The following is a 22,879-nucleotide window of genomic DNA, read 5'->3' as shown; positions in this document are numbered from 1 at the left end:
GCGTCTACTCCGGATTGGAATGATCGAGGAAATAACGGCGGGCATCGCTGTGTGACAGTCCGTCCAGCCGCTCGAGCGAGGCCCAGACCTCGGTGATGAGGCGCAGCACATAGTCGCGCTTGGCCGGGAAGCGCTCCGCCTGCCAGGTGGCAATGTTGGCGATGAGCGCCAAGCGGGCACGGATCAGGTCGAACAGGATGCCGATCTCCTCGGCCTCGAGCGGCTGCACCGACTGGTAGCCAGCAACGAAGCGTGCGGCGGGCGCCAGCGGGTGGCCGTCGGCCGGCCAGCGGTAGACGGCGCCGACGGCGAGATCGCAGATCAGCGGCGAATGGATCATGTCGCCGAAATCGAGGATGCCGCTGACGATCTCGGGCCGCGATGCGTCCATCACCACATTGTAGGAATTCATGTCGTTGTGGACGATCTGGGCGCGCAGGCTGGGGATGATGGGCGCGGCGTGCTCCTCGAAGGCATCGATGACGCGCTCGACCATGGCGCGGCGCCCGGCATCGGCGATATGTGCCAGCATGGGCCGCGTCTTGGCGACCTTGCGGATATCCCACAAAAGATCGCTGCCGGCGGCCGGGTGGAAAAAGCCGCGCAGTGCCCGGCCAAGCCGAGCGAGGAAGATGCCGAGATTGCGATCTTGCACAGGCGATACAGGCGAGCGCGAAAGCAACTGGCCGGGCAAATAGGTGACCAGGCGGATGATGCGCGGCTGCGAATCGCCGATGCTGACGGCGAACTGCGCATCGCCATCGAGGCTTTTGCGCACCGAAGGAATCGGTAAAGCGGGGTCGACCGCAAGGATGTGGTCCAGCGCCCTGTTCTGGAAATCGGTGAAGCCGGCCTCTTCCGCCGGATGCGAGATTTTCAGGACAAACTCGCCATTGCTGTCGGTGCGGATGTGAAAATTGTGGTCGCGCTCCCCGGGCAAGGGCTGAGCGGTGCCGGCAAGGCCGTAGTGCTGGCGCAGGATGGCAAGCGCTTCGGCGATCGAGACATCGGGCGCGTCCTCGGCCAGCGTTTCGCCGAATGCATCCGTCAGGGCGCCGGTCATGGTCTTGCCTCGGGGTCGACAGGCTCCAGCCCACACCAGTCAGCGATGAACAGCGCGATCGTCTGGGTGACCTTGCGTACGGATTCGAGTTCCACCGCCTCGTCATAGCCATGCGGCATGCGGCAGATCGGACCGTAGACGATGGCTGGCGTATCGGCGTAGAGGCCGAAGAAGCGCGCATCGGTGGTTGCCGAGGTGACGTGTTCCTGCAGCGGCTCGCCCCAGACGGCGGTATGGCTGCGGCGCAGCACGGTTTCCATCTCGTCGGCGCCCTCCAGCACATAGCCCTCGGCCATGAAGCCGTTGTAGACCATCCTGGGCGGGCGGTTGGCCAGGAACGGATCGGCGCGGGCCGCATCGGCGATACAGGCCTCGAGCTCGGCCCTGGCATCCTCCAGCTTCTGGCCGGGATAGGTGGCGACACGCATCTCGAACACGCAGCGCGCGGGAACGCTCGATGTCCACTCGCCGCCTTCGATCTTGCCCAGATTGAAACGGATCGGATGCGGGTGATCGCAGAAATGCCTGTCGTCGACCTTGCGCGCGTTCCAGACGATTTCGAGCTGCTTCAACGCCTGGATGATGACGAAAGCCTTTTCGATGGCGTTGGCGCCGGCCGAGAAAGCGCCCGACGCATGCTGGGGATCGCCGTCGACCTCGACCCTAAACCAGATCGGGCCGACCTGCGCCCGCATCAGCTTCGGCTCCAGGGGTTCAGGAATGAAGGCTGCGTCGGCGCGGTAGCCGCGCTGCAGGCAAGCGAGCGCGCCGTTGCCGGTGCACTCTTCCTCGACCACCGATTGCAGGAAGACCTTCGCGGCCGGCTGATAGCCGAGGCGGCGCAGTGCGGCCAGCGCGTAGAGGCAGGCCGAGAGCCCGGCTTTCATGTCGCCGGCGCCGCGGCCATGCATCCAGCCATCCTCGATGACCGGATCATAGGGATCGCGCAGCCAGCGATCGAGCGGGCCCGTCGGCACGACGTCGATATGGCCGTTGAGGATCAGCGAGCGGCCGGTCGCGTTTCGCGGCGTGTGGGTGGCGACGACGTTGAAGGCGTCGTCATAGGAGACGGCCACGGGCGAAAAGCCCGGCAGGTCGCGAATCGCATCGACATCGACACGCCACATGTCCACCGTATAGCCATCCGTTTCATACGCGGCCGCCATGAAGGATTGCGCCGCGTGTTCTTCGCCGCGTTGCGAGGGGAAGCGCACGAGGTCCGCGAGGAATTCCACCTGCCGCGCGAAGCCGTCGTCGACCGCGTTCAAAATGGCCTCGTCGGCAATTCGCTCAGGCATGATATTCCGCTTTCCGTTCGATGGTGTATCATATCTCATATGCCATCTCTGTGAAACGCAAGGGACAGGTGGGCCAAAAATCTTGACCCACCTCGGGAGCCTCTTGGCAGGCGAGCGCAGAGTTGGCATCAGCTTCTTGCGCGCCGGTGGGGAAGGTCGAGGACAGATGTTGGTCACCGAAGGCAGATTGCCTGATGAAATCACCAATCTAACGGTCGGCTATCGGCGGGTGCCGGCCGGCAAGATCGTCAATGCGGTGACATGGATGGAAGCGCGCGCGCCGGTGCCGGGTCTCGCGCGGCCGTTGACCATGACAAGGATCACGAAACCCGACAATGCTTCCTACCGCGCGGTCTTCCTGGAGATCGGCGCTCGCTGGCTCTGGGACCGCGCCGCCGAAATGTCGGATGCCGAGATCGCCGCGCATTTCGCCGATCCGCGCCAGCATCTCTATTACGGCCATGACGAAAGCGGCGCCCATGTCGGCATGGTCGAGTTCTCGGTGGCCGAGGACAACGAGATCGAGATCACCTATTTCGGCCTGTTCCCCTCCTTGACCGGCCGTGGCTTCGGCAAGCGGCTGATGGCCGGCGCGCTCGACCAGGCATGGCGTCTCCGGCCCAGCCGCATTTGGCTGCATACCAGCAGCTTCGACCATCACAGTGTCATCGGTTTCTACAGGGCCTGCGGATTTGAGCCCTTTGCGACCGGCTTCGAAATCGCCGACGATCCCAGGATCAAGGGAACACTGCCGCGTGACGCCGCGCCGCAGATTCCCCTGATCGAGACGGAATGGTCCCCCGACGCCAGATGAAAACGCCTTCGCAACCAGCCAGCCAGGCATCGCGGCATCGACGGCCTTGGCGCCGGCCGCCGTCAGGTCGCCTGCACCGCTGGCAGCCGCTCACGCAATTCGTCGACGAGCACCCTGATGTTTTCGGAATAGTCGATGGGCACGACGACGAGATGCACGCCGCCGCCGGCGAAGGCCTGTTCCAGCGCCGGCCGGAATTCGGCGATCGCGCCGACCCTGGTCCCCTTGGCGCCATAGGCCTCGGCGTATTTGACGAAGTCGGGATTGCCGAAGGTCATGCCGAAATCCGGAAACTCGTCGACCGCCTGTTTCCAGCGGATCATGCCATAGGCGTGGTCCTCGAGCAGCAGGACGACAAGATTGAGCTTGAGCCGGACGGCGGTCTCCAGTTCCTGGCTGTTCATCATGAAGCCGCCGTCGCCGCAGATGGCCATGACGCGGCGCTGCGGATAGAGCAGTGCCGCCATCATCGCCGACGGCAGCCCCGCGCCCATGGTGGCCAGCGCATTGTCGAGCAGCAGCGTATTCGCCATGCGCGTGCGGTAGTTGCGCGCGAACCAGATCTTGTACATGCCGTTGTCGAGGGCAAGGATTCCGTCGGCCGGCATCACGGCGCGCACGTCATGCACGATGCGTTGCGGCGTGAAGCGGTCTTCCGTGGCGCGCGCGGCGATGCGGCTCAGAATGCCTTCGCGCAACGGCAACAGAGCCTGCGCATTGGGGATCTTGCCCTCGATGCGATCCGCCAGCAGCGCCAGCGAAGGGCCGAGGTCGCCGACGATCTCGGTCTGTGGGAAATAGACCTGCTCGACATCGGCGGTTTGATAGCCGACATGAATGACCTTCGGCCCATTGACGCCCATGATGAAGGGCGGCTTCTCGACCGTGTCGTGACCGATGGTGATGATCAGGTCGGCCTGTTCGATGGCCTCGTGCACGTAGTCGCGTTCCGAAAGGGCCGCCGTTCCCATGTAGAGTTCGGTGCCGCCGGGCACGGTGCCCTTGCCCATCTGCGTGGTGAAATAGGGAATTTGGGTGCGCAGCACGAACTGGGCGACATCGGGCGTGACGCGCGGCCGCGACGCCGCGGCGCCGAACATCAGCAGCGGACGTTTGGCCTCGATGATCATGCGGGCGGCGCGGTCGAGCGCGCCCGCACCGGCCAGCGGCAGTTCGACCGGATGCGTCGGCACCAGCGGGACATCCTCACACTCAGCCGCCGCAATGTCTTCCGGCAGTTCCAGATGCACGGGACCCGGCCGCTCTTCCTGCGCGACGCGGAAGGCTTCGCGCACCAGCGAGGGGATCATTTTGGGCGAGACGATCTGGCGCGACAGCTTGGTCAGCGGTTTCATCGCCGCGACGATGTCGACGATCTGGAACCGCGCCTGCCTGGACGACAGGATTCCCTTCTGGCCGGTGATCATGATCATCGGCATGGCGCCGAGCAGCGCATAGGCCGAGCCGGTCGTCAGATTGAGCGCGCCGGGGCCGAGTGTGGTGATGCACACACCTGGCTTGCCGGTGAGCCGGCCATACGTGGCGGCCATGAAGGCCGCCGCCTGCTCGTGACGGGTCAGGATGAGCTGGATCGATGAGCGGCGGATGGATTCGACGATGTCGAGATTCTCCTCGCCCGGAATGCCGAATATCCGGTCGACCCCTTCGTTCTCGAGGGCCGCCACGAACAGATCCGAACCTTTGGTCATCAACCGTCTCTCCTGCAATGTGCCTGCATGCCGCCAGCTTTGCCTCATATGACACTGGAAAGCGATGCCTCAAAGAGCCGAGGCGCCTCTCTACGGAATGTCCGCGCGATCCCAAACGAGAGTGGCCGTGAGGCTGGCGATCACGCCATCCGTTTCGGCAAGGCGGCCGCCAGCGCATCCACGGCCAGCCGAACTTTCAGCGGCAAATGGGGCGTCTGCAGCCAAAGGGCGTGGCAGTCATAAAGATATCGCGGCTGGTCCGGCAAGAGCTCGACCAGCGCGCCTGCCCGGATGCGCTCGCGAACCAGCCACCATGGCAACCAGGCGAGCCCCATACCCTCGGCCGAAGCATCGGCGATGGCATCGAGATCGTCGAGCCGCAGCCGGCCGCCGGGCATGATCTCCTGTGCTGGTTGTCCTTCGCGCGGGAACAGCCAAGGCTGAACGGCTTGGCCGAGCCGGCGATATACGATGGCATGATGATTGGCGAGATCTTCGATCCGCCGTGGCTCGCCCTGAATTTTCAGATAGGACGGCGCCGCACAGACAATCATGTCCTGGCTCGCGACGCGGCGCGCGATCACGCCTGCCCTGTCCTCCAGATCACCGGTTCGGATGGCAAGATCGTAGCCGTCCTCGGCAAGATCGGCGAAGCGGTCGCTGAGCGACAGATCGAGTTCCAGCATCGGATATTGCAGCGCCAGTTTCAGCAGCACGGGTGTTACGCAGTGGCGGCCGAAATGCGCCGGCATGGTGACGCGCAGCTTGCCGCGCGGCTCCGAGATTTGGCCGGCGGCAAGTTGATCGGCAGCTTCGGCCTCGGCCAGCACCAGCCGACAGCGGTCGTAGTAGGCGCGTCCGAACTCGGTGAGGTTCTGCCGGCGCGTGGTGCGGTTGAGCAGGCGCATGCCGAGACGCTCCTCCAGAAACCGGACGTGCTTGCCGACCATCGGTCCGGACAGATCGAGTGCGGCCGCGGCCGCCGCGAACGAGCCGAGGTCGACTGCCCTGACGAACACGGCCATGCTCTCAAGCCGATCCATATTCGAAACTCCTGGTTTCTACTGTCCTGCTCCCAATGCCATTTATCCGACTTCGTCTTACCGGCATAGCTCCTTTCGGTTCAAACAATTTGGAGTAGACCGAATGACGCGCGTCGTTCGCTTTCATCGGCATGGTGGCCCCGAGGTCCTGCGGATCGAAAATGTGGATCTTCCCCTACCCGGCCCGGGCGAGGTTCAGATCCGCGTCAAGGCGCTCGGCCTCAATCGCGCCGAGGCGCTGCTGCGCGCGGGCACCTATATCGAGACGCCCACCCTGCCCTCCGGGCTTGGCCTGGAGGCCGCAGGCATCATCGAAGCGGTCGGCGAAGCCGTGACGGGTCTGGCGCCGGGTGATGCCGTCAGCGTCATCCCGCCGCAATCGATGATCCGCTGGCCGGCTTATGGAGAGCTTGTTACCTATCCCGCCGGGCTCGTCGTCAAAAACCCGATATCACTCGACTGGCGGACCGCGGCCGCGATGTGGATGCCGTACCTCACCGCCTATGGCGCGCTGATCGACATCGCCAGGCTGCGCAACGAGGACTTCGTCGTCATCACGGCAGCCTCGAGCAGCGTCGGGCTTGCCGCGATCCAGATCGCCAACAGCGTCGGCGCGACGGCGATCGCGGTGACACGGACCTCGACGAAGAAGCAGGCCCTGCTCGACGCCGGCGCGGCTGAAGTCGTGGTCCTGGCCGAGGAGGATCTGGAGGCGCGGCTACGCCGGATCGCCGGGCCGCGAGGCGTGCGCATCGTGTTGGAGGCGATCGGCGGCCCGATTTTCGAGCCGCTCGCGGCGGCGATGTCCCGGGGCGGCATTCTCATTGAATATGGCGGGTTGAGCCCCGAGCCGACGCCGTTTCCCTTGCCCGCCGTGCTTGGCAAGATATTGACGCTGCGCGGCTACCTCGTCCACGAGATCACCGGCGACCCAGCAAAGCTGGAAGCCGCCAAGGCGTTCATCCTCAAAGGGCTGGAGGCCGGCGCGCTGAAGCCGATCATCGACAGGACCTTCCCGTTCGAGCAGATCGTCGAGGCGCATCGCTATCTCGAATCGAACGAGCAGTTCGGCAAGATCGTGGTGACGGTCTGAGCAGGGACGCCGGGGTCGTTGGCGCAGGCGCGGTACCCAGCGCTCGAAGCGCAATGACGAACAAATTCGATCCTCGCGGACAATGTCGCTCTTGAAGGCGCCGCTCTGCGTTCCTAATTCTCGCATGCGGGCCGGGCCCCTCTGACTGTCGCATCTCGCGACCGTGATGTCGGACCGCTTTAACGGGCCCGTTTCCATCCTTTCGGTCAAGCGGGCTCATCTCTTTTGGTTTGGAGCCCCATATGACATCTTCTTCCCTTCTTGGTTTGGTTTGCCCCTCCTGCCGCGTCGCGCTCGTGATGAGCGAACGCCAGGGTATCGAGATCGATTATTGCCCGCAGTGCCGTGGCGTGTGGCTTGACCGAGGCGAACTCGACAAGATCATCGAGCGATCGGCCAAGGAGGCCTCGCCCGCGCCACAGCCGGCAGCGTTCTCCCAGCCCCAGCATGGCCGGGACCGCGATGACGACTATGCGCGCTCGCAGGGCCACCGCTATCCGAAACGGAAGAAATCGTTCTTCGAAGAGCTGTTCGATTGACCGCACGCCGGTAGCCGGCCCGACGTCTGTCGAGAATTTCCGAAACCCATCGATAAAGGTCCGTCCAGATGATTTCCCGCACAAGCCGATTTGCCGCCCTGTTTGCCGGACTGTTCCTGGCATTCTCCATGGTCGCGGTAGACCATGCCGAGGCCCGTCGCGGCGGCAGTTTCGGCAGCCGCGGCATGCGCACGTTCCAATCAGCGCCGCCAACCAGGACCGCTCCGGCGCCGACCGCTCCGGTCGAGCGTTCGATGACGCCCAATACCGGCGTGAACACCGCGGCCCGGCAGCCGCAGGCCAGCCCGCAGAGGCCCGGCTTCATGAGCGGCTTCGGTGGAACGATGATGCGCGGCCTGCTGATCGGCGGCCTGATCGGGCTGCTCCTGGGCCAGGGCTTCGGCGGGCTGGCGGGCATGTTCGGTTTCCTGCTGCAGGCCGTGCTGATCGGTGGCGCCATCATGCTGGCAATCAGGTTCTTCCGGTCGCAATCCGCGCGTGGCCCCGCCCCTGCGCTCGCCGGCGCCGGCAATGCCTCGCGATTTGAAAACCGCGCAGCCGGACAGAGCGATGCCAATAATGCGCGTTCTTTCGCCATTCCCGGCTTTGGCGGCGGTTCAGGCGGAGGCTCCGCGGCGGCCACCGGTTCCGATGAAATCCGGCTCGCCCAGACCGACCTCGACGCATTCCAGCAGCTGTTGAGCGATGTCCAGGAAGCGTTCGGGCGTGAGGATCATGCCGCGTTGCGCAAGACGACGACTCCCGAAATGGTGTCCTATCTCTCTGAAGAACTGGCCGACAATGCGAAGAAGGGCCTCAGGAACGAGGTATCCGACGTCACCCTCCTGCAGGCCGACATCGCGGAAAGCTGGCGCGAGGATGACCGCGACTATGCCACGGCGGCCCTGCGTTATGAATCGCGCGACGTGATGCGCGAACGGGCCAGCGGCAAGGTCGTCGAGGGCGACGAGGATCATCCCACGGAGACGACGGAGCTGTGGACCTTCACGCGTCAGAATGGCTCGAGTTGGAAGCTCTCGGCAATCCAACAGGCCTGAGCTCCAGCGTGCGAACTCGCGTTGACAAAGGCGGCCTGACGACGGCCGGTCCGGCTGTGTCAGCAGCCTTCCATGGCCGGCAGCTCTCAAGATAGGAATTTTTTCTTGACTGGGTGAAGGCAACTATGGTAGATATTTATCTATGGTGCTGAGTTGCGCCAGGAACCCGCCGCGCAGGCGGGTTTTTTTCGTTCAATGCCCGTCAACAGCTCCGGCGAAGGCACCCGTCAACCCGGATCGCCCGGCCTGAGCTCCGGCCCGTTTCCGTCCGAAGCTCGATGCCGATGTCGCGCACGGTTCACCGCACGATCTTGACGCACATCGGCGTGCCGATCTCGATGGCACGGCCGGTGTCGGTCAGCCCGCCGCTCTCGGCGTCGCGCGCGAAGATCGAGATGCGGTCGGCATTCTGGTTGGCCGAGAACAGGTGGCCGCCGGACGGCGTCAGCGCCAGGTTGCGCGGCGTGGCGCCCCCGCAAGGGACATAGCCGACGAGGCTCAGCGCGCCACTTTGCTGGTCGACGGCCATGATGACCACGCTGTCATGGCCTCGGTTGGAGCCGTAGAGGAAGCGGCCGTCGGGCGAGATCTGGATATCGGCGCAGTGATTGGCCTGGCGCGCCTCGGCCGGCACGGCCGGCCTGGCGTCGATGGTCGAGAGCTTGCCGCTTGCCTTGTCCAGCGCCATCGACACGATGGTCGAATCCAGCTCGTTCATGACGAAGACAAAACGGCCGTTCGGATGCAAGGCGAGATGGCGTGGACCGGCGCCCGGCGGCAAAGCGGATTCGGCCAGTTTGGTCAGATTGCCATCGTGCTCGATCCGGTAGGACACCAGCCGGTCGATGCCGAGATCGGCGACAATGGCCGTTCCGCCGGCGATGGTTTCGGTGACGCTATGGGCATGCGAGCGCTCTTGCCGGGCTGCGTTCGGGCCAGTGCCCTTGTGCGAAACGCTGGCCAGAGGAGCCGACAAGGCGCCATCGCTGTCGAAGCCATAGACCGCGACTGCGCGATCCGGACCGCCCTCGCCCATGCCGTAGTTGGCGACCAGCAGCTTCGTGCCATCATGGGTGATGGTGTTATGCGCGGTGATGCTGCCGAGTGACGGCTGCTTGTTCAGGTAAGTGAGCGTGCCCGAGGCGCGGTCGAAGCCGTAGGCCGAAACCGTTCCTTCGCGCCAGGGGAAGACTTCCGAATTGGCGTAGAGGCGCGAACCGTCCGGCGTCACCGAAAGGAAGGTCGGATTGTCGATGTCACTGGTCTCGGCCAGCTTTCGTGTTTCCAGCGTCTCCTCGTCGAAGCTGTAGACGCCGAGGCCGACGCCGCGTGCGCCCTGAAAATAGGGCGCCTCCCGGTTCAGGCTGCCGACAAAGACCAGACAGGCATCGCGCATGTTTTTCTCCCTGTTTCGCCGGCGCTCGAGCGCAGCGGAAACAACCAAAATTTCGCCCGTCCTCGCTTGCAACGCAACCCCATATGTGAAAATAGTATTTACAAAAGAAGATTGACGGGAGGAGACGTCGTGCAATCTGGCGCCTTGACGCGTGTTCCGAAACTTGTGCCGTGCCTTGCGCAGTGCCAGCGGAGCCAGCGATGAACGACTTCGCACCGACCGTCGGCGTCGCCTCGACGCATCCGGCCAACATGCCCGCGGAACATGCCGCCTTGCCGGTTTGGAACGCCGAGAACTGGTTCTACGAGGACTGGCCGGTCGGCCAGAAGATCCGCTCGTTGCGCCGCACCATGGCCGAAGGGGACAGCCACCTGTTCAACACGCTGGTGCTCGACATCCATCCTTACGTGCAGGACCAGATGTTTGCCGAGACAGAGGGCATTTTCGGCAAGCGGCTGGTGGCGGGCGCCTTCGTCTTCTCGGCTGGCCTGGGGCTCGTCGCAACCAACTGCGTCAACGCGTTTTCCTATGGTTACGACAAGCTCCGCTTCATAAAGCCCGTCTTCATCGGCGATACGATCTATTCGATCCGGTCCAACCTCGACAAGACGCCGCGCTACAAGGACATGGGGCTGATCCGCGCCAGCTACCAGGTGTTCAAGGGCGAAGGCGAACTCGTTCTCTATTGCGAGCATCTGCAGACGGTGAAGTACCGCAACCCTGCCGATTTCCTCGGCAAGACGGAGAAGTAGAAATGCCGGCAGCAGCCGAATTGCCGCTTGCCGGTCTCGTCGTCGTCGACATGAGCCAGTTCCTGTCCGGGCCCTACTGCTCGCTCAGGCTGCTGGATCTCGGCGCCCGCGTCATCAAGATCGAGCGTCCGGACGGCGGCGACCTGTCGCGCCGGCTCTATCTCAGCGACACCGAGATCGGCGGTGATTCCACCATCTTCCATGCCATCAACCGGGCCAAGGAAAGCCTCGTCATCGACCTGAAGGACGAGGCGGATCTCAAGGCGCTGCGCGGCCTGCTGGCGAAGGCCGACGTGCTGATCCAGAATTTCAGGCCGGGTGTCATCGAACGGCTCGGCCTCGACTACGAGGCGGTCCGCAAGATCAACCCGCGCCTGGTCTATGCCTCGATCAGCGGCTATGGCGAGGACGGCCCATGGGTCAAGCGGCCCGGCCAGGACCTCCTGGCGCAGGCGCGCTCCGGGGTGATGTGGCTGAACGGCGACGAGGACCAGGGGCCGGTGCCGTTCGGGCTTGCTATCGGCGACATGCTGGCGGGCGCGGCATGCGCGCAAGGCATACTGGCCGCCCTTGTGCGGCGCGGCATCACCGGCCAGGGCAGCCATATCGAAACCAGCCTGCTGGAAGCGCTGGTCGACTTCCAGTTCGAGGTACTGACCACGCATCTCAATGACGGCCGCCGTTTGCCGCGCCGCTCCAGCTTCCGCAGCGCGCATGCCTATCTGTCGGCACCTTACGGCGTCTATCCCGCCAAGGACGGCTATCTCGCCATCGCCATGACGCCAATCCCGAAACTCGCCGACCTGCTGTCGCTGGAGGAACTGGCGCCCTACCGCGACGAGCCGGCATCGTGGTTCACTGCGCGCGACGACATCAAGGCGATCGTCGCGCAGCGGATCGCGACCAGGACGGTCGACGAGTGGCTCGATGTTCTCGAACCCGCCGACATCTGGTGCGCCAAGGTGCTGACCTGGCCGGAAATGCTGGCAAGCGGGGGCTTCCAGTCGCTCGACATGCTGCAGACGGTGACGCGCGAGGACAATGTCTCGATCCTTACCACCAGTTCGCCGCTCAGGGTCGACGGCATCAGGGCCAAGGTCGACCGGGCAGCACCGCGCATCGGCGAGCATAGCGCCGCGATCCGCGAGGAGTTCGGCCTCTGACCACGCGCTTCCTCAAGCCCACGCTCAGGGGCATGACCTGGAACCATCCGCGCGGCTATGATCCGATGGTCGCCTGCTCGTCGCTGTGGAAGCAGAAAACCGGCATTGCCGTCGAATGGGACAAGCGTTCGCTGCAGGACTTCGAGTCCTTCCCGGTCGAGGAACTGGCGCGCGCCTATGATCTGATCGTCATCGACCATCCGCATGTCGGCCAGATCACCGCCGAACGCTGCCTGGAGCCGCTCGATGTCGCCGGCCGCGAGTCGGAACGCGCGGCACTTTCCTCCGGCAGCGTCGGCCAGTCCTATCCGAGTTACACATGGCAGGGGCGGCAGTGGGCGTTTCCCATCGATGCCGCGACGCAGGTGCAGGCATGGCGGCCCGATGCGCTTGGCGCACCGCCATCGCGATGGAGCGAAGTGCTCGATCTCGCCCGGCAGGGGCGCGTGCTGCTGGCGTTGCGGCCACCGCATTCGATGATGGTGTTCTTCACGCTCGCAGGCAATCTCGGGCATGCTTGCGCGACCGACCCATCCAACGATCTCATCGACGGCGAGGCCGGCAGCGAAGTCTTCGAGACAATGCGCGAGATTGCCGCGCTGGTCGACCCGGCCTGCTTCGAGATGGATCCGATCGCCGTTTCGGAGCGGATGGCGCAGGCCGGATCCCCGATCGTCTGCGCACCGCTGATCTACGGCTATGTTTCCTACGCGATGGCCGGGTTTCGCCCACATCGCCTGGCATTTGGCGACATCCCTGTTGTCGGATCCAGCGGCCCGATTGGCACGGCGCTTGGCGGCACAGGCATAGCGGTGTCGGCCTTCTCGAAGGCGAAAGAGGCGGCAACCGATTTCGCCTACTGGCTCGCCAGCGGCGAGGTCCAGCGTGGCCCCTATGCCGCGGCCGGCGGACAGCCCGGCCACGCCGCGGCCTGGGAGGATCAGGCCGTCAATGCGGCGACCGGCAATTTCTATCGCGATACGCGCGCGACCCTGGAGGGCGCATGGGTGCGGCCTCGCCATGATGGTTACATGGCGTTCCAGCAGGCCGCGTCCGACCGCGTCAATTCCGGCATGACCTCAGGGCATCGTTCCAGCCAGGTCATTGCCGATCTCAATCGCCTGTTTCGGCAGAGCGCCGCGGCACAGGCGACCGGCACTGCCGGTGGAGGAGCCTGAAAAAATCGAACGGAGGAGACAAATGAAAAGCCTGATCCGCGGCCTTGTGGCCGCAACCGCCTTCGCCTCACTCGCAACGACAGCTTTTGCCGAAGACGTGCAAGGCGTCATCAGCGGGCTGCCCGATGAACTCAAGGCGCAATATGACGGCGCGCCGCAGAAGGTGCTGCCATCGGCCTGGGACAATTTCACCCCGCCGCCCAAGCCATGGAAATGGTGCCATTCGGAATCCTACCAGGGCAATCCCTGGCGGGTCACCGTCACCAAGGAGCTGAAGCGCCTGGTCGACGGACTGATCGCCGACGGCACCGTCTCCAGCTTCGAAGTGTCGGATTCCAACAACGACGCCAGCCAGCAGATCAACCAGATCCGCGCCTTCATCGACAAGAAGTGCTCGATCATCACCTCGATCCCGGGCTCGGCAACAGCGCTCGATGACGCCATCGATGCGGCCGCCAAGGCCGGCATCCCGTTCATCACCGCCGCCGGTTCGGTGACCAGCCCGAACGCGATCAATGTCGATTCCAACTATGCGCGCTGGGGCTACGACATGATGACGGCGATCGGCAAGGCCAAGCCTGATGGCGCCAGCATCCTGCTGGTCGAGGGCATCGCCGGCCACCCGATCGTGGTTCAGGAGCGCCAGGGCGCCGACAAGGCGCTGGCGGAAAACCCCAAGCTGAAGATCTCGCGCACGGTCAACGGCAATTGGACGGCCAATGTCACCAAGACGGTGGTGCTGCAGGCGATCGCCACCAACCCGGCGCCGATCGATGCGGTGTGGCCGACAGGCAGCGAAAGCCGCGTCGTCGCGGAGGCGTTCGCCGAAGCCGGCCGGCCGGCGCCGCTGATCACCGGTTCGATCACCGGCGATGCCCTGGGCTACTGGAAGGCCAATCCCGACAAGTACCGCTTCGAGGGCCATGCCGTGCTGCCGCACTGGACCGCCGAAACGCTGTTTCGCGTCGGCGAACGCATGCTCGACGGCCAGAAGCCGAAGCTGAACACGCTGCTCATTCCGATTCCGCCGGTCCACAATGCCGATCTCGGCGCCTGGTACAAGGACTGCATGACGACGGATGCCGTATCGATCTTCCCGGTGCCGCCCAAGGATCCGATGCCGGAAGAATGGCTCGACGCCTATTTCTCCAACCCGGCGCCGACCAAGGGATGGGACTATTCGAAGGTGCCAGACGCCTGCGCGAAGTGACGCCTGGGCCAGATAAGACCTCGACAAGCCGGCTCCTTTCGGAGGGCCGGCTTGCCAGCTTCGAAACGCGACATGCTTGAAATCAGAAACATATCCAAACGCTATGGCGAGACGGTCGCGCTTGCGGACGCCTCGATCGCGTTCCGGGCAGGAACCATCCACACCATCCTGGGCGAGAATGGTTCGGGCAAGAGCACCATGGTCAAGCTGCTGTCCGGCATCGTTCAGCCCGACAGCGGCACGGTCCTGCTGCAAGGCAGGCCGTTTTCGGGCGGAACCCCCTCGGCCTTCCAGGCGCAAGGCTTCGCCACGGTCTTCCAGGAAGTGCTGATCGCGCCGGACCGCAGCGTGACCGACAATATCCTGCTTGGCCTCGACGGCCTGGTCCGGCGCGCGGTTCCCCGCAACGAGCGGCGCGACAGGGCAGCCGCCGCCCTCAAATGTTTCGCCGTCACCAACGTTCCGCTCGACATGCCCGCCGGGCAGTTGCCGCTCGCAGCACAGCAACTCGTCGTTCTTGCTCGTGCGGTCGTGCGCGATCCAAAGATCCTGATCCTCGACGAAGTGACCGCAGCACTCGACTTCGCCGACCGCGAGTCCGTTTTTTCGCTGATGCGCACGCTTGCCGGCGAAGGCTGCCTGATCCTGTTCATCACCCACCGCATGGATGAGGTGACGTCGCTTTCGGATCGCATCTCGATCCTGCGCGGCGGCAGCGTGGTGCGCACCGAGGAGCGCGGCGCTTCGACGCCGGCGGAGCTTCTCAAGGCGATGGCGCCACGCACCGCCGCGGAGCTGGCGCATGGCTGATCGCGCCGCCCTCACTATCCGCGACCTCGTCATCGCACCGGACGCCAGCCCGATCATGCAGGCGGTCGCCGCCGGCGAGATCGTTGGGCTCGCCGGCCTGGATGGCCACGGCCAGGAGCTTTTCCTCGAGATGCTCGCCGGCCTGGTCGCGCCGCTTGGCGGTTCGATAACCCTCGATCTGCCCGGCGCATCCCGCGCCATCACCGGCTTCCGCAAGGCCGTATCGAGCGGCATCGCCTATCTTCCGCGCGGGCGTGCCAACGGCATTTTCCCGACGCAATCGGTGCTCGACAATTTCGCCGTCTCGACGCTGTCTCGCGATACCCGCCTCGGCCTGATCAGCCCGGCGGCGCGCAAGGCGCGCTACGAGGCCTATCGCGAAAGGCTGTCGATATCGGCGCCTCGGCCCGACGCGCCGATCACCACCCTGTCCGGCGGCAACCAGCAGAAGGTGCTGTTGGCGCGGGCCCTGGCGCTGGACCCCGCAATGTTGCTTCTCAACGACCCGACGCGCGGCGTCGACGTAGCGACCCGGCATGTTCTCTACGACGTCTTTCGCGGGCTGGCTTCCGACGGCATGGGGCTCGTCATCCTGTCCAGCGAGATCGAGGAGATCCTTCTTCTCTGCCATCGCGTGCTGGTGTTCCGCGAAAATGAAGTCGTGGCGGAAATCGCCGGCCAGGCGATGACCACCGGGAACGTGATCGCAGCCATGTTCGGACGCGCAGCATGAGACCCTTCGCACGCATCCTGTCCCTCGGCCGAAGCGTCGGCTTCGCCGTCGTACTGCTGATCGCCCTGCTGGCGATCAATCTGATGCTGAGCCCGGCACGGTTCCAGCCGGGCTCCTGGGGTGCGCTGGTTGGTCTGGCGGCGCCGCTGATCGGTGCGGCCATCGCCTCGACGCCGGTGATCCTCGCCGGGCGCGGCGGCATCGATATTTCGGTCGGGCCGCTGATGGGCTTCGTCAACGCCATCGTGATCCAGGTGCTTTTCCTGCGCGCCGGAATATCCTCGCCGCTGGCGCTTGTTCCGGCGGCGCTGCTCATCGGTGCGCTGGTCGGGGCGGCGAACGGTTTCCTGGCGACCATCGTGCGCATCCAGCCGATCGTGGCCACGCTCGGCACCTATCTGATCCTGACGGGGGTGACGCTGACCATCCTGCCGGCGCCGATCGGCCCGGCGCCGGCCTGGCTGAAAGCCCTGGCGGGCCCACTCTCGCTTCTGCCGCTCGCCTTGATGTTCCTTTTTTGGTGGCTGGTGCGGCGCAGCCCTTATTACGACCAGCTGATGGCGGTCGGCAGCGACGATCGCGCCGCCTATACGGCCGGCGTCGACGTCACGCTCGTGCGCTTCATCGCCTATGTCATGACCGGCATCCTGGGCGGCTGCGCCGGACTGATGCTGACTGCGCTGATCGGGTCGGCCGATCCCAACATCGGCCCGACCTACACGCTGATCGCCATCGCCGCCGTGGCGCTCGGCGGTGTCAGTCTTGCCGGCGGCCGTGGTGGCGTCGCGGGTGCCGCGATCGGTGCTGTCGACATCTTCCTGCTGCAGAGCGTGCTGACGACGTTCAACGTCTCGACCTTCGTGCTGCAGATCGCCTACGGCGCCATACTGGTGCTGGCGGTGATGCTGACCGCGCTGCAGGAACGCCTTGCCATGGGGAGGCGCTGACATGGCTGGCCGAAATCTATTCGCGACAACCAATGCCCGTGTCGTCGGCGCCTTCTGCGTCGCTGCCCTTCTGCATCTTGCCGGCACCATCCTCATTCCGGGCTACTCCAGCCCGTTTGCGGTGCGCGCCATGCTGGTGCTTGCCTCGCTGCTCGCCGTCGCCTCGATCGGGCAGACGCTGGTCGTCATCATGGGCGGCATCGACCTGTCGATCCCCTTCGTCATCGGCTTTGCCAATGTCGTGGCCGCGCAACTCTACGGCGACGGATGGAATTTTGTCCTCGTCTGCGGCCTCGTCGGCGTGCTGGCGATCCTTATCGGTGGCGTGAACGGGCTGATCTCGCGCAGCCTCGACATCCAGCCGCTCATCGTCACGCTCGGCATCGGCATGGTCGTGCAAGGGCTTGTGCTTTTGTGGACCGCGGGCTTCCCTTCAGGCTCCGCGCCGCAGGCGGTTTCGAGCTTCGTGTCGATCGGCGGATCGGCCGGGCCACTGCCGGTTCCATGGCTGGTGCCCTGTCTCGTCGTTCTGGCAGCGCTCGTCGTCCTGGTGCTGGAGCGGACGCCCTATGGACGCCGGCTCTACGCACTCGGCAGCAATCCGGGTGCCGCGCCGCTGGCGCTGATCGATCCCGTCCGCATGTGGGTGATCACCTATGCGGCAAGCGCCTTCTTCGCCGCGGCGGCGGGCGTGCTGCTGCTCGGCTTCACCGGCTCGGCTTATGGCGATGTCGGGCAGCCATACCTGTTCCAGACCATCGCGGCCGTGGTCGTCGGCGGCGCGGCGCTGGTCGGCGGGCGCGGCAGCTATCTCGGGACTATCGCCGGCGTACTGGTGCTGACCGAGATCCACACGCTGCTGATCGGGCTCGGATTCCAGCCCTCGGCGGTGCAGGCAGCACTCGGCTTCATCATCGTGCTGCTGGTTTCGCTCTACGGGCGCGAACGGCACGTTTCGGCGACGATCTGAAGAACCCCAAGCAGAGCCGGTCAAAGCCGCCAGAGCTTGCGGGCGTTCGCGGACAAGAGCTTGTCGCGTTCCGAAACGCTGCAGCCGGCAAGCAGCGCATGAGTCGCCGCCACCCAGGTCGACAGACCGCCACCCAGCGTGCAGACAGGCCAGTCGCTGCCCCAGACGACGCGGTCCCAGCCGAACGAACCTATCGTGTGTTCGACATAGGGCCGCAGCGTCTCGACCGTCCAACTGCCGGGATCCGCATAGGCGACGACGCCGGAAATCTTGGCCACGACGTTGGGACGCCGCGCGATTTCGCTCATGTGTTCGCGCCACGGATGCTCGCCATTGCCCTTGATGTCGGGGACGCCGCAATGGTCGAGCACGAACTGGACGTCGGGCGCCAGATCGGCGAGCGCGATCGCCTTGGGAATCTGATGCGGTAGCACGACGAGATCGAAGGTGAGCCCGGTGCCGCCGAGCCGCCGGATGCTGTCCCGGAATAGCGCGCCTTCCGAGAGTTCATCGGGCATGACGTGGAGGACGCGGCGAAAACCCTTGACGAACGGCTTTGCTCGCTGGCGCTCGAGATAGGCCGCAAAATTGGCCTCTTCCGGACGGCAGGCGGCGATCGCCCCGGCCAGCATGCTGCCGGCCTGTCTCGACAGGCCTTCGACACGTTCGGTCTCGGCCTCGATATCGGCAGGGTCGACATCGACCTCCATATGCAGCACACGCTCGACGCCGACACGTTGAGCTTCCACGCCGTACTCCTCATAGGAGAAGTCGCGGTTGAGAGCGGGCACGCCGGCAAGCCACGGGTAGCGCAAGGCCGAGCGGTCGATGAGGTGCAGGTGGGTGTCGATGATCATGGCAGGGCTCCTCCCGTATCTTTCACATCATCTCACGGAGGAATTCTTCATTCAAATAAGAATTACGCCGATGAACCGACGGCCGACCCGGCCAGACGCGATAGCTTCTCACATGTGGCCAGCAGCAGTTCGATGGTGCGGGTCATGTCCGGCGCGGACGGTGCGTTGACGACGGTAATGTAAGGAATCGAAAGCGCCGCGATGGCCTTGCCGTCGGAGCCGCGCACCGGTGCCGACAGATTGTAGACGCCGGCAGTCTGCATCGAGGCCATCATCTCATATCCCCGTTCCCTGATCTGGTCGAGACGGGCAAAGAACTCGGGCGGCTGCGCCGTATTGTCGGTGCTGCGGACATGTTCGGAGATCATCATCTGGCGCTCCTCCTGCGAACGGAAAGCGAGCAGCACATGTCCCGAACCGGTGTCGAACAGGCTGATGTGGGCACCGACCCGGATCGAGATGCCCCAGTAGTTCGGCGCCTCCTGCTGGCCAATCACCACGGCCGAACCGCGATCGAAAACAACAAGTTGGTTGGCCTGCTGCGACGTCTCCGCCAGCTCCCGCATCAACGGCGTCGCGTAGGAAACCAGCCGCCGCACCGGCGCGTGCAGTTGCGCCAGGCCGAACAGCTTGAGCGTCAGTGAATACCGGTCACCGTCGAGCCGCGTGACATAGCCGCGCCGCACCAGCCGGTCCAGCATGCGGTAGAACTCGTTGGGGCTGCGGTCGAGCTTCTTGGCGATTTCCGCCTGCGTCAGGCCGCCGTCGACGCCGGCCAGCAGTTCCAGGATGTCGAGCCCCTTGTCGAGCGCAGGCGCGCGATACCGCTCGTCTTCGCTGTCATCCATGGGCGTTCCCTCCAGTGAAATCGATTCTTCATATACGCAGGAACGCCGCCGACGGAAACAAATTTCGCCTTGACGTTTCTATGAATGTTTTGTTTGTATATGAATGTAGCGCTTCTTGTCATCAGACGAGTTGCGGTCGCCGCCAAGGCGCACCCAGGGAGGATACCAATGAACAGACTGCTTTCCGGCGTGTGCGCCGGCGCTTTGTTGCTCGCGTCAGGCGCAGGCGCAGCCCTTGCCGGCGACCTGCCCGGCAAGTTCGAAGGCGTCACCGTCGACGTGAAGCTGATCGGCGGCCAGCAATATGAAAAGCTCTACGAGCGCATCCCCGAATGGGAGAAGGCGACCGGCGCCAAGGTCAACATCCTGACCAAGAAGAACGGCTTCGACATCGACAAGGAGTTGAAGTCCGACATCGCCTCGGGCAGCACCAACTGGTGCGTCGGCTGGAACCATTCCTCCTTCGCGCCGCAGTATACCGGCCTCTATACCGACCTCAGCAAATTGCTGCCCAAGGAAGAGATCGACGCCTTCGTGCCATCGACGATCAAGGCGGCGACCATAGATGGCAAGCTGGAGATGCTGCCGCGCGCGCAGTTCGACGTCTCTGCCCTCTACTACCAGAAGAGCCTCTACGAGAACGCCGACAACAAGGCCAAGTTCAAGGCGAAATACGGCTATGATCTGGTGCCGCCGGACACCTGGAAGGAAGTCACCGACCAGGCCGAGTTCTTCGCCAACCCGCCCAACTTCTACGGCACGCAGTTCGCCGGTAAAGAAGAGGCGATCAACGGCCGCTTCTACGAGATGGTGGTGGCCGAGGGCGGCGAGTATCTCGACAAGGACGGCAAGCCGGTCTTCAACTCCGAAGCCGGCGTGCGGGCGCTCGACTGGTTCGTCAACCTCTACAAGGCCAAGGCCGTGCCGGCCGGAACCACCAACTATCTCTGGGACGATCTGGGCCAGGGTTTTGCCTCGGGCACCGTCGCCATCAACTTGGACTGGCCGGGCTGGGCCGGCTTCTTCAACGATCCGAAGTCGTCGAAGGTCGCCGGCAATGTCGGCGTCAAGGTCGCGCCGAAAGGCTCGTCCGGCAAGCGCACCGGCTGGTCCGGTTTCCATGGCTTCTCGGTTACCGAGAACTGCCCGAACAAGGAGGCCGCGGCATCGCTGGTGTGGTGGCTGACCAACGAGGACAGCCAGAAGCTGGAAGCCGCCGCGGGCCCGCTGCCGACCCGCACCGCGGTCTGGGACTGGGACCTGAAGCAGGCCGAAAACGATCCTTACAAGAAGGAGGTCCTCTCCGCCTTCCAGGAAGAAGCCAAGCACGCCTTCGCGGTGCCGCAGACGCCTGAATGGATCGAGATCTCGAACGCCGTCTATCCCGAATTGCAGGCGGCGATCCTCGGCGACAAGACGTCCAAGCAGGCGCTCGACGAAGCCGCCGCCAAGGCGACGCAAATCCTCGAAGACGCCGGCAAGCTGTAGAACCGCTCCCAAGGCCGCCTCCCCCATCAGTCATGGGGGAGGCGCTCGCGTTTTAGGGCGCGCACTGCCTCGGGTGTTCCACGATGACGATGCCTGCCCCGCCCGGCTCGACAGGCGGCAATCGAATGCAACTCACAGGGTCCCAATGAAGGGCTTCAAGCCATCCGCGCCATTCCTGCTGCTGCTTCCGGCGATGATCGTGCTGGCGGCGGTCGTCGTGGTGCCGTTGCTTTTGTCGCTCTATTCCAGCTTCACGCCGTTCCGCCTGACCAAGCCCGAAACGTTCTTCGTCTTTGTCGGCTTCCGCAATTATCTCTCGATCCTGGCGAACGCCGATTTCTGGTGGGCGTTCGGCCGCACGGTTCTGTTGCTGACCATCGCGCTCAATCTCGAAATGCTGCTGGGCCTCGGCCTCGCCATGCTGGTCGAAAAGGCGACGCGCGGCCAGCGCATCCTGCGCACGCTGATGATGTTTCCGATGATGTTCTCGCCGATCCTCGTCGGCTTCCAGTTCAAGTTCATGTTCAACGACAATATCGGCCTGGTGAACAACGCCCTGCAATCGCTCGGCATCACCAGGGATGCCATTGCGTGGCTGATCGAAGGCCATCTCGCCTTCATCGCCATCTCGATCGCCGAGATCTGGTCGTCGACGGCGATCTTCGCCATCCTGATCCTCGCCGGGCTGCTCGCCATGCCCAAGGAGCCAATCGAGGCGGCGCGCGTCGACGGCTGCACGCCGTGGCAGACATTCCGTTATGTGACCTGGCCGTTCGTCATGCCTTTCGCCTACATCGCCATGACCATCCGTTCGCTCGACGTCGCGCGCGCCTATGACATCGTCAAGATCATGACCGATGGCGGGCCGGCGGGCCGCACCGAGCTTTTGTGGACGCTGGTGGCGCGCACCGCCTACAGCGACGGGCGCATGGGCATGGCCAACGCCATGGCCTATTTCTCGATCCTGCTGTCGATCGCCTTCACCGTCTATTTCTTCAACAAGCTCGCCGCGGCGCGCACGCAGATCGGTGCGGAGTGGTGATGGACGAGAATTCTTCCGCCCGCCTCAAGCGCCGGCTGCTGGGCATCGCCTATCGCATCGGCCTGTTCCTGGCGATGCTGACCATCTGCCTGCCCGGCCTGTGGATCGTGCTTTCGTCGCTGCGGCCGACGGTGGAGATCATGGCCAAGCCGCCGGTGTGGATCCCGCAGCAGATCTCGTTCGACGCCTATGTCGCGATGTTCTCAGGCATCGGCAAGGGCGGCATCCCGGTCATAGAGTATTTCCGCAACTCGCTGATCATCTCGGTGACCTCGACGGTGATCGCAGTGGCCATCGGCATGGCCGGCGGCTATGCCTTCGCGCGCTACCGTTTTCGCGGCAAGTCGGGCGTCTTTCTCGGGCTGATGCTGACGCGCACGGTGCCGGGCATCGCGCTGTCGCTGCCGCTGTTCTTCCTCTACGTGCGGCTCGGCATCATCGACACGCATTTCGGGCTGATCCTGGCCTATGTCGCGCTCAACGTGCCGTTCACCATCTGGCTGATCGACGGCTTCTTCCGCCAGGTGCCGAAGGACCTCGCGGAAGCCGCCCAGATCGACGGCTGCACCCGCTGGCAGGCCTTCTGGCAGGTCGAGTTCCCGCTTGCCGGGCCGGGCATCGCCTCCGCCGCGATCTTTGCTTTCCTGACCTGCTGGAACGAGTTCGCGCTGGCCTCGCAGCTTACCCGCTCGGTCAGCGCCAAGACCCTGCCGGTCGGCCTGCTCGACTACACGGCCGAATTCACCATCGACTGGCGCGGCATGTGCGCGCTCGCCGTGGTGATGATCATCCCGGCGCTCACCCTCACCTACATCGTCCAGAAACACCTTGTCGGCGGCTTGACCTCCGGCGCGGTGAAAGGCTGATC

The 22,879-nt window shown here is 64.5% G+C and carries 22 protein-coding genes; 15 read left to right on the top strand and 7 right to left on the bottom strand.

Annotation, left to right across the window (positions count from 1 at the left end; translation table 11 throughout):
* Positions 1–4 precede the first annotated feature (4 nt).
* Together FJ428_RS01375 and FJ428_RS01370 are read right to left on the bottom strand one after the other, a co-directional pair.
* The gene (locus tag FJ428_RS01375; RefSeq protein WP_140686646.1) at positions 5–1,063 is read right to left on the bottom strand and encodes a phosphotransferase; all 1,059 of its coding nucleotides are present in this window, start codon (positions 1,061–1,063) and stop codon (positions 5–7) included.
* Entirely contained in the window at positions 1,060–2,361 is a 1,302-nt protein-coding gene (locus tag FJ428_RS01370) for an ArgE/DapE family deacylase (protein ID WP_181167179.1), read from the bottom strand. Before FJ428_RS01370 ends, FJ428_RS01375 begins: the two co-directional genes overlap by 4 nt.
* 166 nt (positions 2,362–2,527) lie before the next feature.
* On the opposite strand from FJ428_RS01370, the gene FJ428_RS01365 reads away from it, so the two are divergent.
* Positions 2,528–3,175: a GNAT family N-acetyltransferase gene (locus FJ428_RS01365; RefSeq protein WP_181167178.1), complete on the top strand. Its 648-nt coding sequence runs from the start codon at positions 2,528–2,530 to the stop codon at positions 3,173–3,175.
* Positions 3,176–3,237: 62 nt separating this feature from the next.
* On the opposite strand, the gene FJ428_RS01360 is transcribed toward FJ428_RS01365, so the two are convergent.
* Together FJ428_RS01360 and FJ428_RS01355 are read right to left on the bottom strand one after the other, a co-directional pair.
* The gene (locus tag FJ428_RS01360; protein ID WP_140564367.1) at positions 3,238–4,884 is read right to left on the bottom strand and encodes an acetolactate synthase large subunit; all 1,647 of its coding nucleotides are present in this window, start codon (positions 4,882–4,884) and stop codon (positions 3,238–3,240) included.
* Between the two features lie 140 nt (positions 4,885–5,024).
* Positions 5,025–5,927 carry a LysR family transcriptional regulator gene (locus FJ428_RS01355; protein ID WP_140878801.1) on the bottom strand — a complete coding sequence of 301 codons (903 nt, stop codon included), beginning with the start codon at positions 5,925–5,927 and terminating at the stop codon, positions 5,025–5,027.
* 103 nt (positions 5,928–6,030) lie between these two features.
* On the opposite strand from FJ428_RS01355, the gene FJ428_RS01350 reads away from it, so the two are divergent.
* The 3 genes from FJ428_RS01350 to FJ428_RS01340 all read left to right on the top strand — a co-directional run bounded on the left by FJ428_RS01350 (position 6,031) and on the right by FJ428_RS01340 (position 8,617).
* Positions 6,031–7,020, top strand: coding sequence for a zinc-dependent alcohol dehydrogenase family protein (locus FJ428_RS01350; protein ID WP_140878800.1), 990 nt, complete (start codon positions 6,031–6,033; stop codon positions 7,018–7,020).
* A 242-nt stretch (positions 7,021–7,262) separates the two neighbouring features.
* On the top strand, positions 7,263–7,559 hold the full coding sequence (locus FJ428_RS01345) for a zf-TFIIB domain-containing protein (protein WP_140497640.1): 297 nt from the start codon (positions 7,263–7,265) through the stop codon (positions 7,557–7,559).
* 68 nt (positions 7,560–7,627) lie between these two features.
* Positions 7,628–8,617, top strand: coding sequence for a Tim44 domain-containing protein (locus FJ428_RS01340; RefSeq protein WP_140878799.1), 990 nt, complete (start codon positions 7,628–7,630; stop codon positions 8,615–8,617).
* 298 nt (positions 8,618–8,915) lie between these two features.
* Here the strand turns inward: FJ428_RS01340 and FJ428_RS01335 are convergent, their stop codons facing one another.
* Positions 8,916–10,013: a lactonase family protein gene (locus FJ428_RS01335; RefSeq protein ID WP_140878798.1), complete on the bottom strand. Its 1,098-nt coding sequence runs from the start codon at positions 10,011–10,013 to the stop codon at positions 8,916–8,918.
* A gap of 200 nt (positions 10,014–10,213) precedes the next feature.
* Here FJ428_RS01335 and FJ428_RS01330 point away from each other — a divergent pair, with 200 nt between their 5' ends.
* From FJ428_RS01330 to FJ428_RS01295, 8 genes are all read left to right on the top strand, one after another.
* Positions 10,214–10,765: a MaoC family dehydratase gene (locus FJ428_RS01330; protein ID WP_140562015.1), complete on the top strand. Its 552-nt coding sequence runs from the start codon at positions 10,214–10,216 to the stop codon at positions 10,763–10,765.
* A 2-nt stretch (positions 10,766–10,767) separates the two neighbouring features.
* Positions 10,768–11,928, top strand: coding sequence for a CaiB/BaiF CoA-transferase family protein (locus FJ428_RS01325; protein ID WP_140878797.1), 1,161 nt, complete (start codon positions 10,768–10,770; stop codon positions 11,926–11,928).
* 32 nt (positions 11,929–11,960) lie between these two features.
* A complete protein-coding gene (locus tag FJ428_RS01320; protein ID WP_140878796.1) occupies positions 11,961–13,106 on the top strand; it encodes an extracellular solute-binding protein in 1,146 nt (381 codons plus the stop codon).
* Between the two features lie 22 nt (positions 13,107–13,128).
* Positions 13,129–14,316, top strand: coding sequence for an ABC transporter substrate-binding protein (locus tag FJ428_RS01315; RefSeq protein ID WP_140878795.1), 1,188 nt, complete (start codon positions 13,129–13,131; stop codon positions 14,314–14,316).
* A 72-nt stretch (positions 14,317–14,388) separates the two neighbouring features.
* Positions 14,389–15,126, top strand: coding sequence for an ATP-binding cassette domain-containing protein (locus FJ428_RS01310; RefSeq protein ID WP_140878794.1), 738 nt, complete (start codon positions 14,389–14,391; stop codon positions 15,124–15,126).
* Positions 15,119–15,859, top strand: a complete 741-nt coding sequence (locus FJ428_RS01305; protein WP_140878793.1) for an ATP-binding cassette domain-containing protein — start codon at positions 15,119–15,121, stop codon at positions 15,857–15,859. Before FJ428_RS01310 ends, FJ428_RS01305 begins: the two co-directional genes overlap by 8 nt.
* Complete coding sequence (locus tag FJ428_RS01300; RefSeq protein ID WP_140878792.1) at positions 15,856–16,806, top strand: ABC transporter permease; 951 nt, start codon at positions 15,856–15,858, stop codon at positions 16,804–16,806. The genes FJ428_RS01305 and FJ428_RS01300 overlap by 4 nt, the downstream gene beginning before the upstream one ends.
* 1 nt (position 16,807) lies before the next feature.
* Positions 16,808–17,776 (top strand): ABC transporter permease, encoded by a 969-nt coding sequence (locus FJ428_RS01295; protein WP_140878791.1) that lies wholly within the window; start codon positions 16,808–16,810, stop codon positions 17,774–17,776.
* 20 nt (positions 17,777–17,796) lie between these two features.
* Here the strand turns inward: FJ428_RS01295 and FJ428_RS01290 are convergent, their stop codons facing one another.
* Positions 17,797–18,633 carry an amidohydrolase gene (locus FJ428_RS01290; protein WP_140878790.1) on the bottom strand — a complete coding sequence of 279 codons (837 nt, stop codon included), beginning with the start codon at positions 18,631–18,633 and terminating at the stop codon, positions 17,797–17,799.
* A 62-nt stretch (positions 18,634–18,695) separates the two neighbouring features.
* The gene (locus FJ428_RS01285; RefSeq protein ID WP_140497617.1) at positions 18,696–19,481 is read right to left on the bottom strand and encodes an IclR family transcriptional regulator; all 786 of its coding nucleotides are present in this window, start codon (positions 19,479–19,481) and stop codon (positions 18,696–18,698) included.
* Between the two features lie 168 nt (positions 19,482–19,649).
* On the opposite strand from FJ428_RS01285, the gene FJ428_RS01280 reads away from it, so the two are divergent.
* From FJ428_RS01280 to FJ428_RS01270, 3 genes are all read left to right on the top strand, one after another.
* Positions 19,650–20,969: a sugar ABC transporter substrate-binding protein gene (locus FJ428_RS01280; RefSeq protein ID WP_140655549.1), complete on the top strand. Its 1,320-nt coding sequence runs from the start codon at positions 19,650–19,652 to the stop codon at positions 20,967–20,969.
* 145 nt (positions 20,970–21,114) lie between these two features.
* Entirely contained in the window at positions 21,115–22,011 is an 897-nt protein-coding gene (locus tag FJ428_RS01275) for a sugar ABC transporter permease (RefSeq protein ID WP_140514521.1), read from the top strand.
* On the top strand, positions 22,011–22,877 hold the full coding sequence (locus FJ428_RS01270; RefSeq protein ID WP_140564375.1) for a carbohydrate ABC transporter permease: 867 nt from the start codon (positions 22,011–22,013) through the stop codon (positions 22,875–22,877). Before FJ428_RS01275 ends, FJ428_RS01270 begins: the two co-directional genes overlap by 1 nt.
* Positions 22,878–22,879: the final 2 nt, after the last annotated feature.

The organism is Mesorhizobium sp. B2-8-1, from assembly GCF_006440955.1.
Taxonomy (GTDB): domain Bacteria; phylum Pseudomonadota; class Alphaproteobacteria; order Rhizobiales; family Rhizobiaceae; genus Mesorhizobium.
Note: the sequence above shows the minus strand (reverse complement) of the source record. Positions and strands in the feature narration are given on the sequence as shown.

Excerpts from the sequence above, each read along its gene's own strand:
- FJ428_RS01350 (WP_140878800.1), top strand. The coding sequence starts at position 6,031 with ATGACGCGCGTCGTTCGCTTTCATCGGCATGGTGGCCCCGAGGTCCTG.
- FJ428_RS01285 (WP_140497617.1), bottom strand. The coding sequence starts at position 19,481 with ATGGATGACAGCGAAGACGAGCGGTATCGCGCGCCTGCGCTCGACAAG.
- FJ428_RS01270 (WP_140564375.1), top strand. The coding sequence starts at position 22,011 with ATGGACGAGAATTCTTCCGCCCGCCTCAAGCGCCGGCTGCTGGGCATC.
- FJ428_RS01300 (WP_140878792.1), top strand. The coding sequence starts at position 15,856 with ATGAGACCCTTCGCACGCATCCTGTCCCTCGGCCGAAGCGTCGGCTTC.
- FJ428_RS01315 (WP_140878795.1), top strand. The coding sequence starts at position 13,129 with ATGAAAAGCCTGATCCGCGGCCTTGTGGCCGCAACCGCCTTCGCCTCA.
- FJ428_RS01275 (WP_140514521.1), top strand. The coding sequence starts at position 21,115 with ATGAAGGGCTTCAAGCCATCCGCGCCATTCCTGCTGCTGCTTCCGGCG.
- FJ428_RS01305 (WP_140878793.1), top strand. The coding sequence starts at position 15,119 with ATGGCTGATCGCGCCGCCCTCACTATCCGCGACCTCGTCATCGCACCG.
- FJ428_RS01365 (WP_181167178.1), top strand. The coding sequence starts at position 2,528 with ATGTTGGTCACCGAAGGCAGATTGCCTGATGAAATCACCAATCTAACG.
- FJ428_RS01325 (WP_140878797.1), top strand. The coding sequence starts at position 10,768 with ATGCCGGCAGCAGCCGAATTGCCGCTTGCCGGTCTCGTCGTCGTCGAC.
- FJ428_RS01330 (WP_140562015.1), top strand. The coding sequence starts at position 10,214 with ATGAACGACTTCGCACCGACCGTCGGCGTCGCCTCGACGCATCCGGCC.
- FJ428_RS01375 (WP_140686646.1), bottom strand. The coding sequence starts at position 1,063 with ATGACCGGCGCCCTGACGGATGCATTCGGCGAAACGCTGGCCGAGGAC.
- FJ428_RS01280 (WP_140655549.1), top strand. The coding sequence starts at position 19,650 with ATGAACAGACTGCTTTCCGGCGTGTGCGCCGGCGCTTTGTTGCTCGCG.
- FJ428_RS01335 (WP_140878798.1), bottom strand. The coding sequence starts at position 10,013 with ATGCGCGATGCCTGTCTGGTCTTTGTCGGCAGCCTGAACCGGGAGGCG.
- FJ428_RS01290 (WP_140878790.1), bottom strand. The coding sequence starts at position 18,633 with ATGATCATCGACACCCACCTGCACCTCATCGACCGCTCGGCCTTGCGC.
- FJ428_RS01345 (WP_140497640.1), top strand. The coding sequence starts at position 7,263 with ATGACATCTTCTTCCCTTCTTGGTTTGGTTTGCCCCTCCTGCCGCGTC.
- FJ428_RS01320 (WP_140878796.1), top strand. The coding sequence starts at position 11,961 with ATGACCTGGAACCATCCGCGCGGCTATGATCCGATGGTCGCCTGCTCG.
- FJ428_RS01360 (WP_140564367.1), bottom strand. The coding sequence starts at position 4,884 with ATGACCAAAGGTTCGGATCTGTTCGTGGCGGCCCTCGAGAACGAAGGG.
- FJ428_RS01370 (WP_181167179.1), bottom strand. The coding sequence starts at position 2,361 with ATGCCTGAGCGAATTGCCGACGAGGCCATTTTGAACGCGGTCGACGAC.
- FJ428_RS01310 (WP_140878794.1), top strand. The coding sequence starts at position 14,389 with ATGCTTGAAATCAGAAACATATCCAAACGCTATGGCGAGACGGTCGCG.
- FJ428_RS01295 (WP_140878791.1), top strand. The coding sequence starts at position 16,808 with ATGGCTGGCCGAAATCTATTCGCGACAACCAATGCCCGTGTCGTCGGC.
- FJ428_RS01340 (WP_140878799.1), top strand. The coding sequence starts at position 7,628 with ATGATTTCCCGCACAAGCCGATTTGCCGCCCTGTTTGCCGGACTGTTC.
- FJ428_RS01355 (WP_140878801.1), bottom strand. The coding sequence starts at position 5,927 with ATGGATCGGCTTGAGAGCATGGCCGTGTTCGTCAGGGCAGTCGACCTC.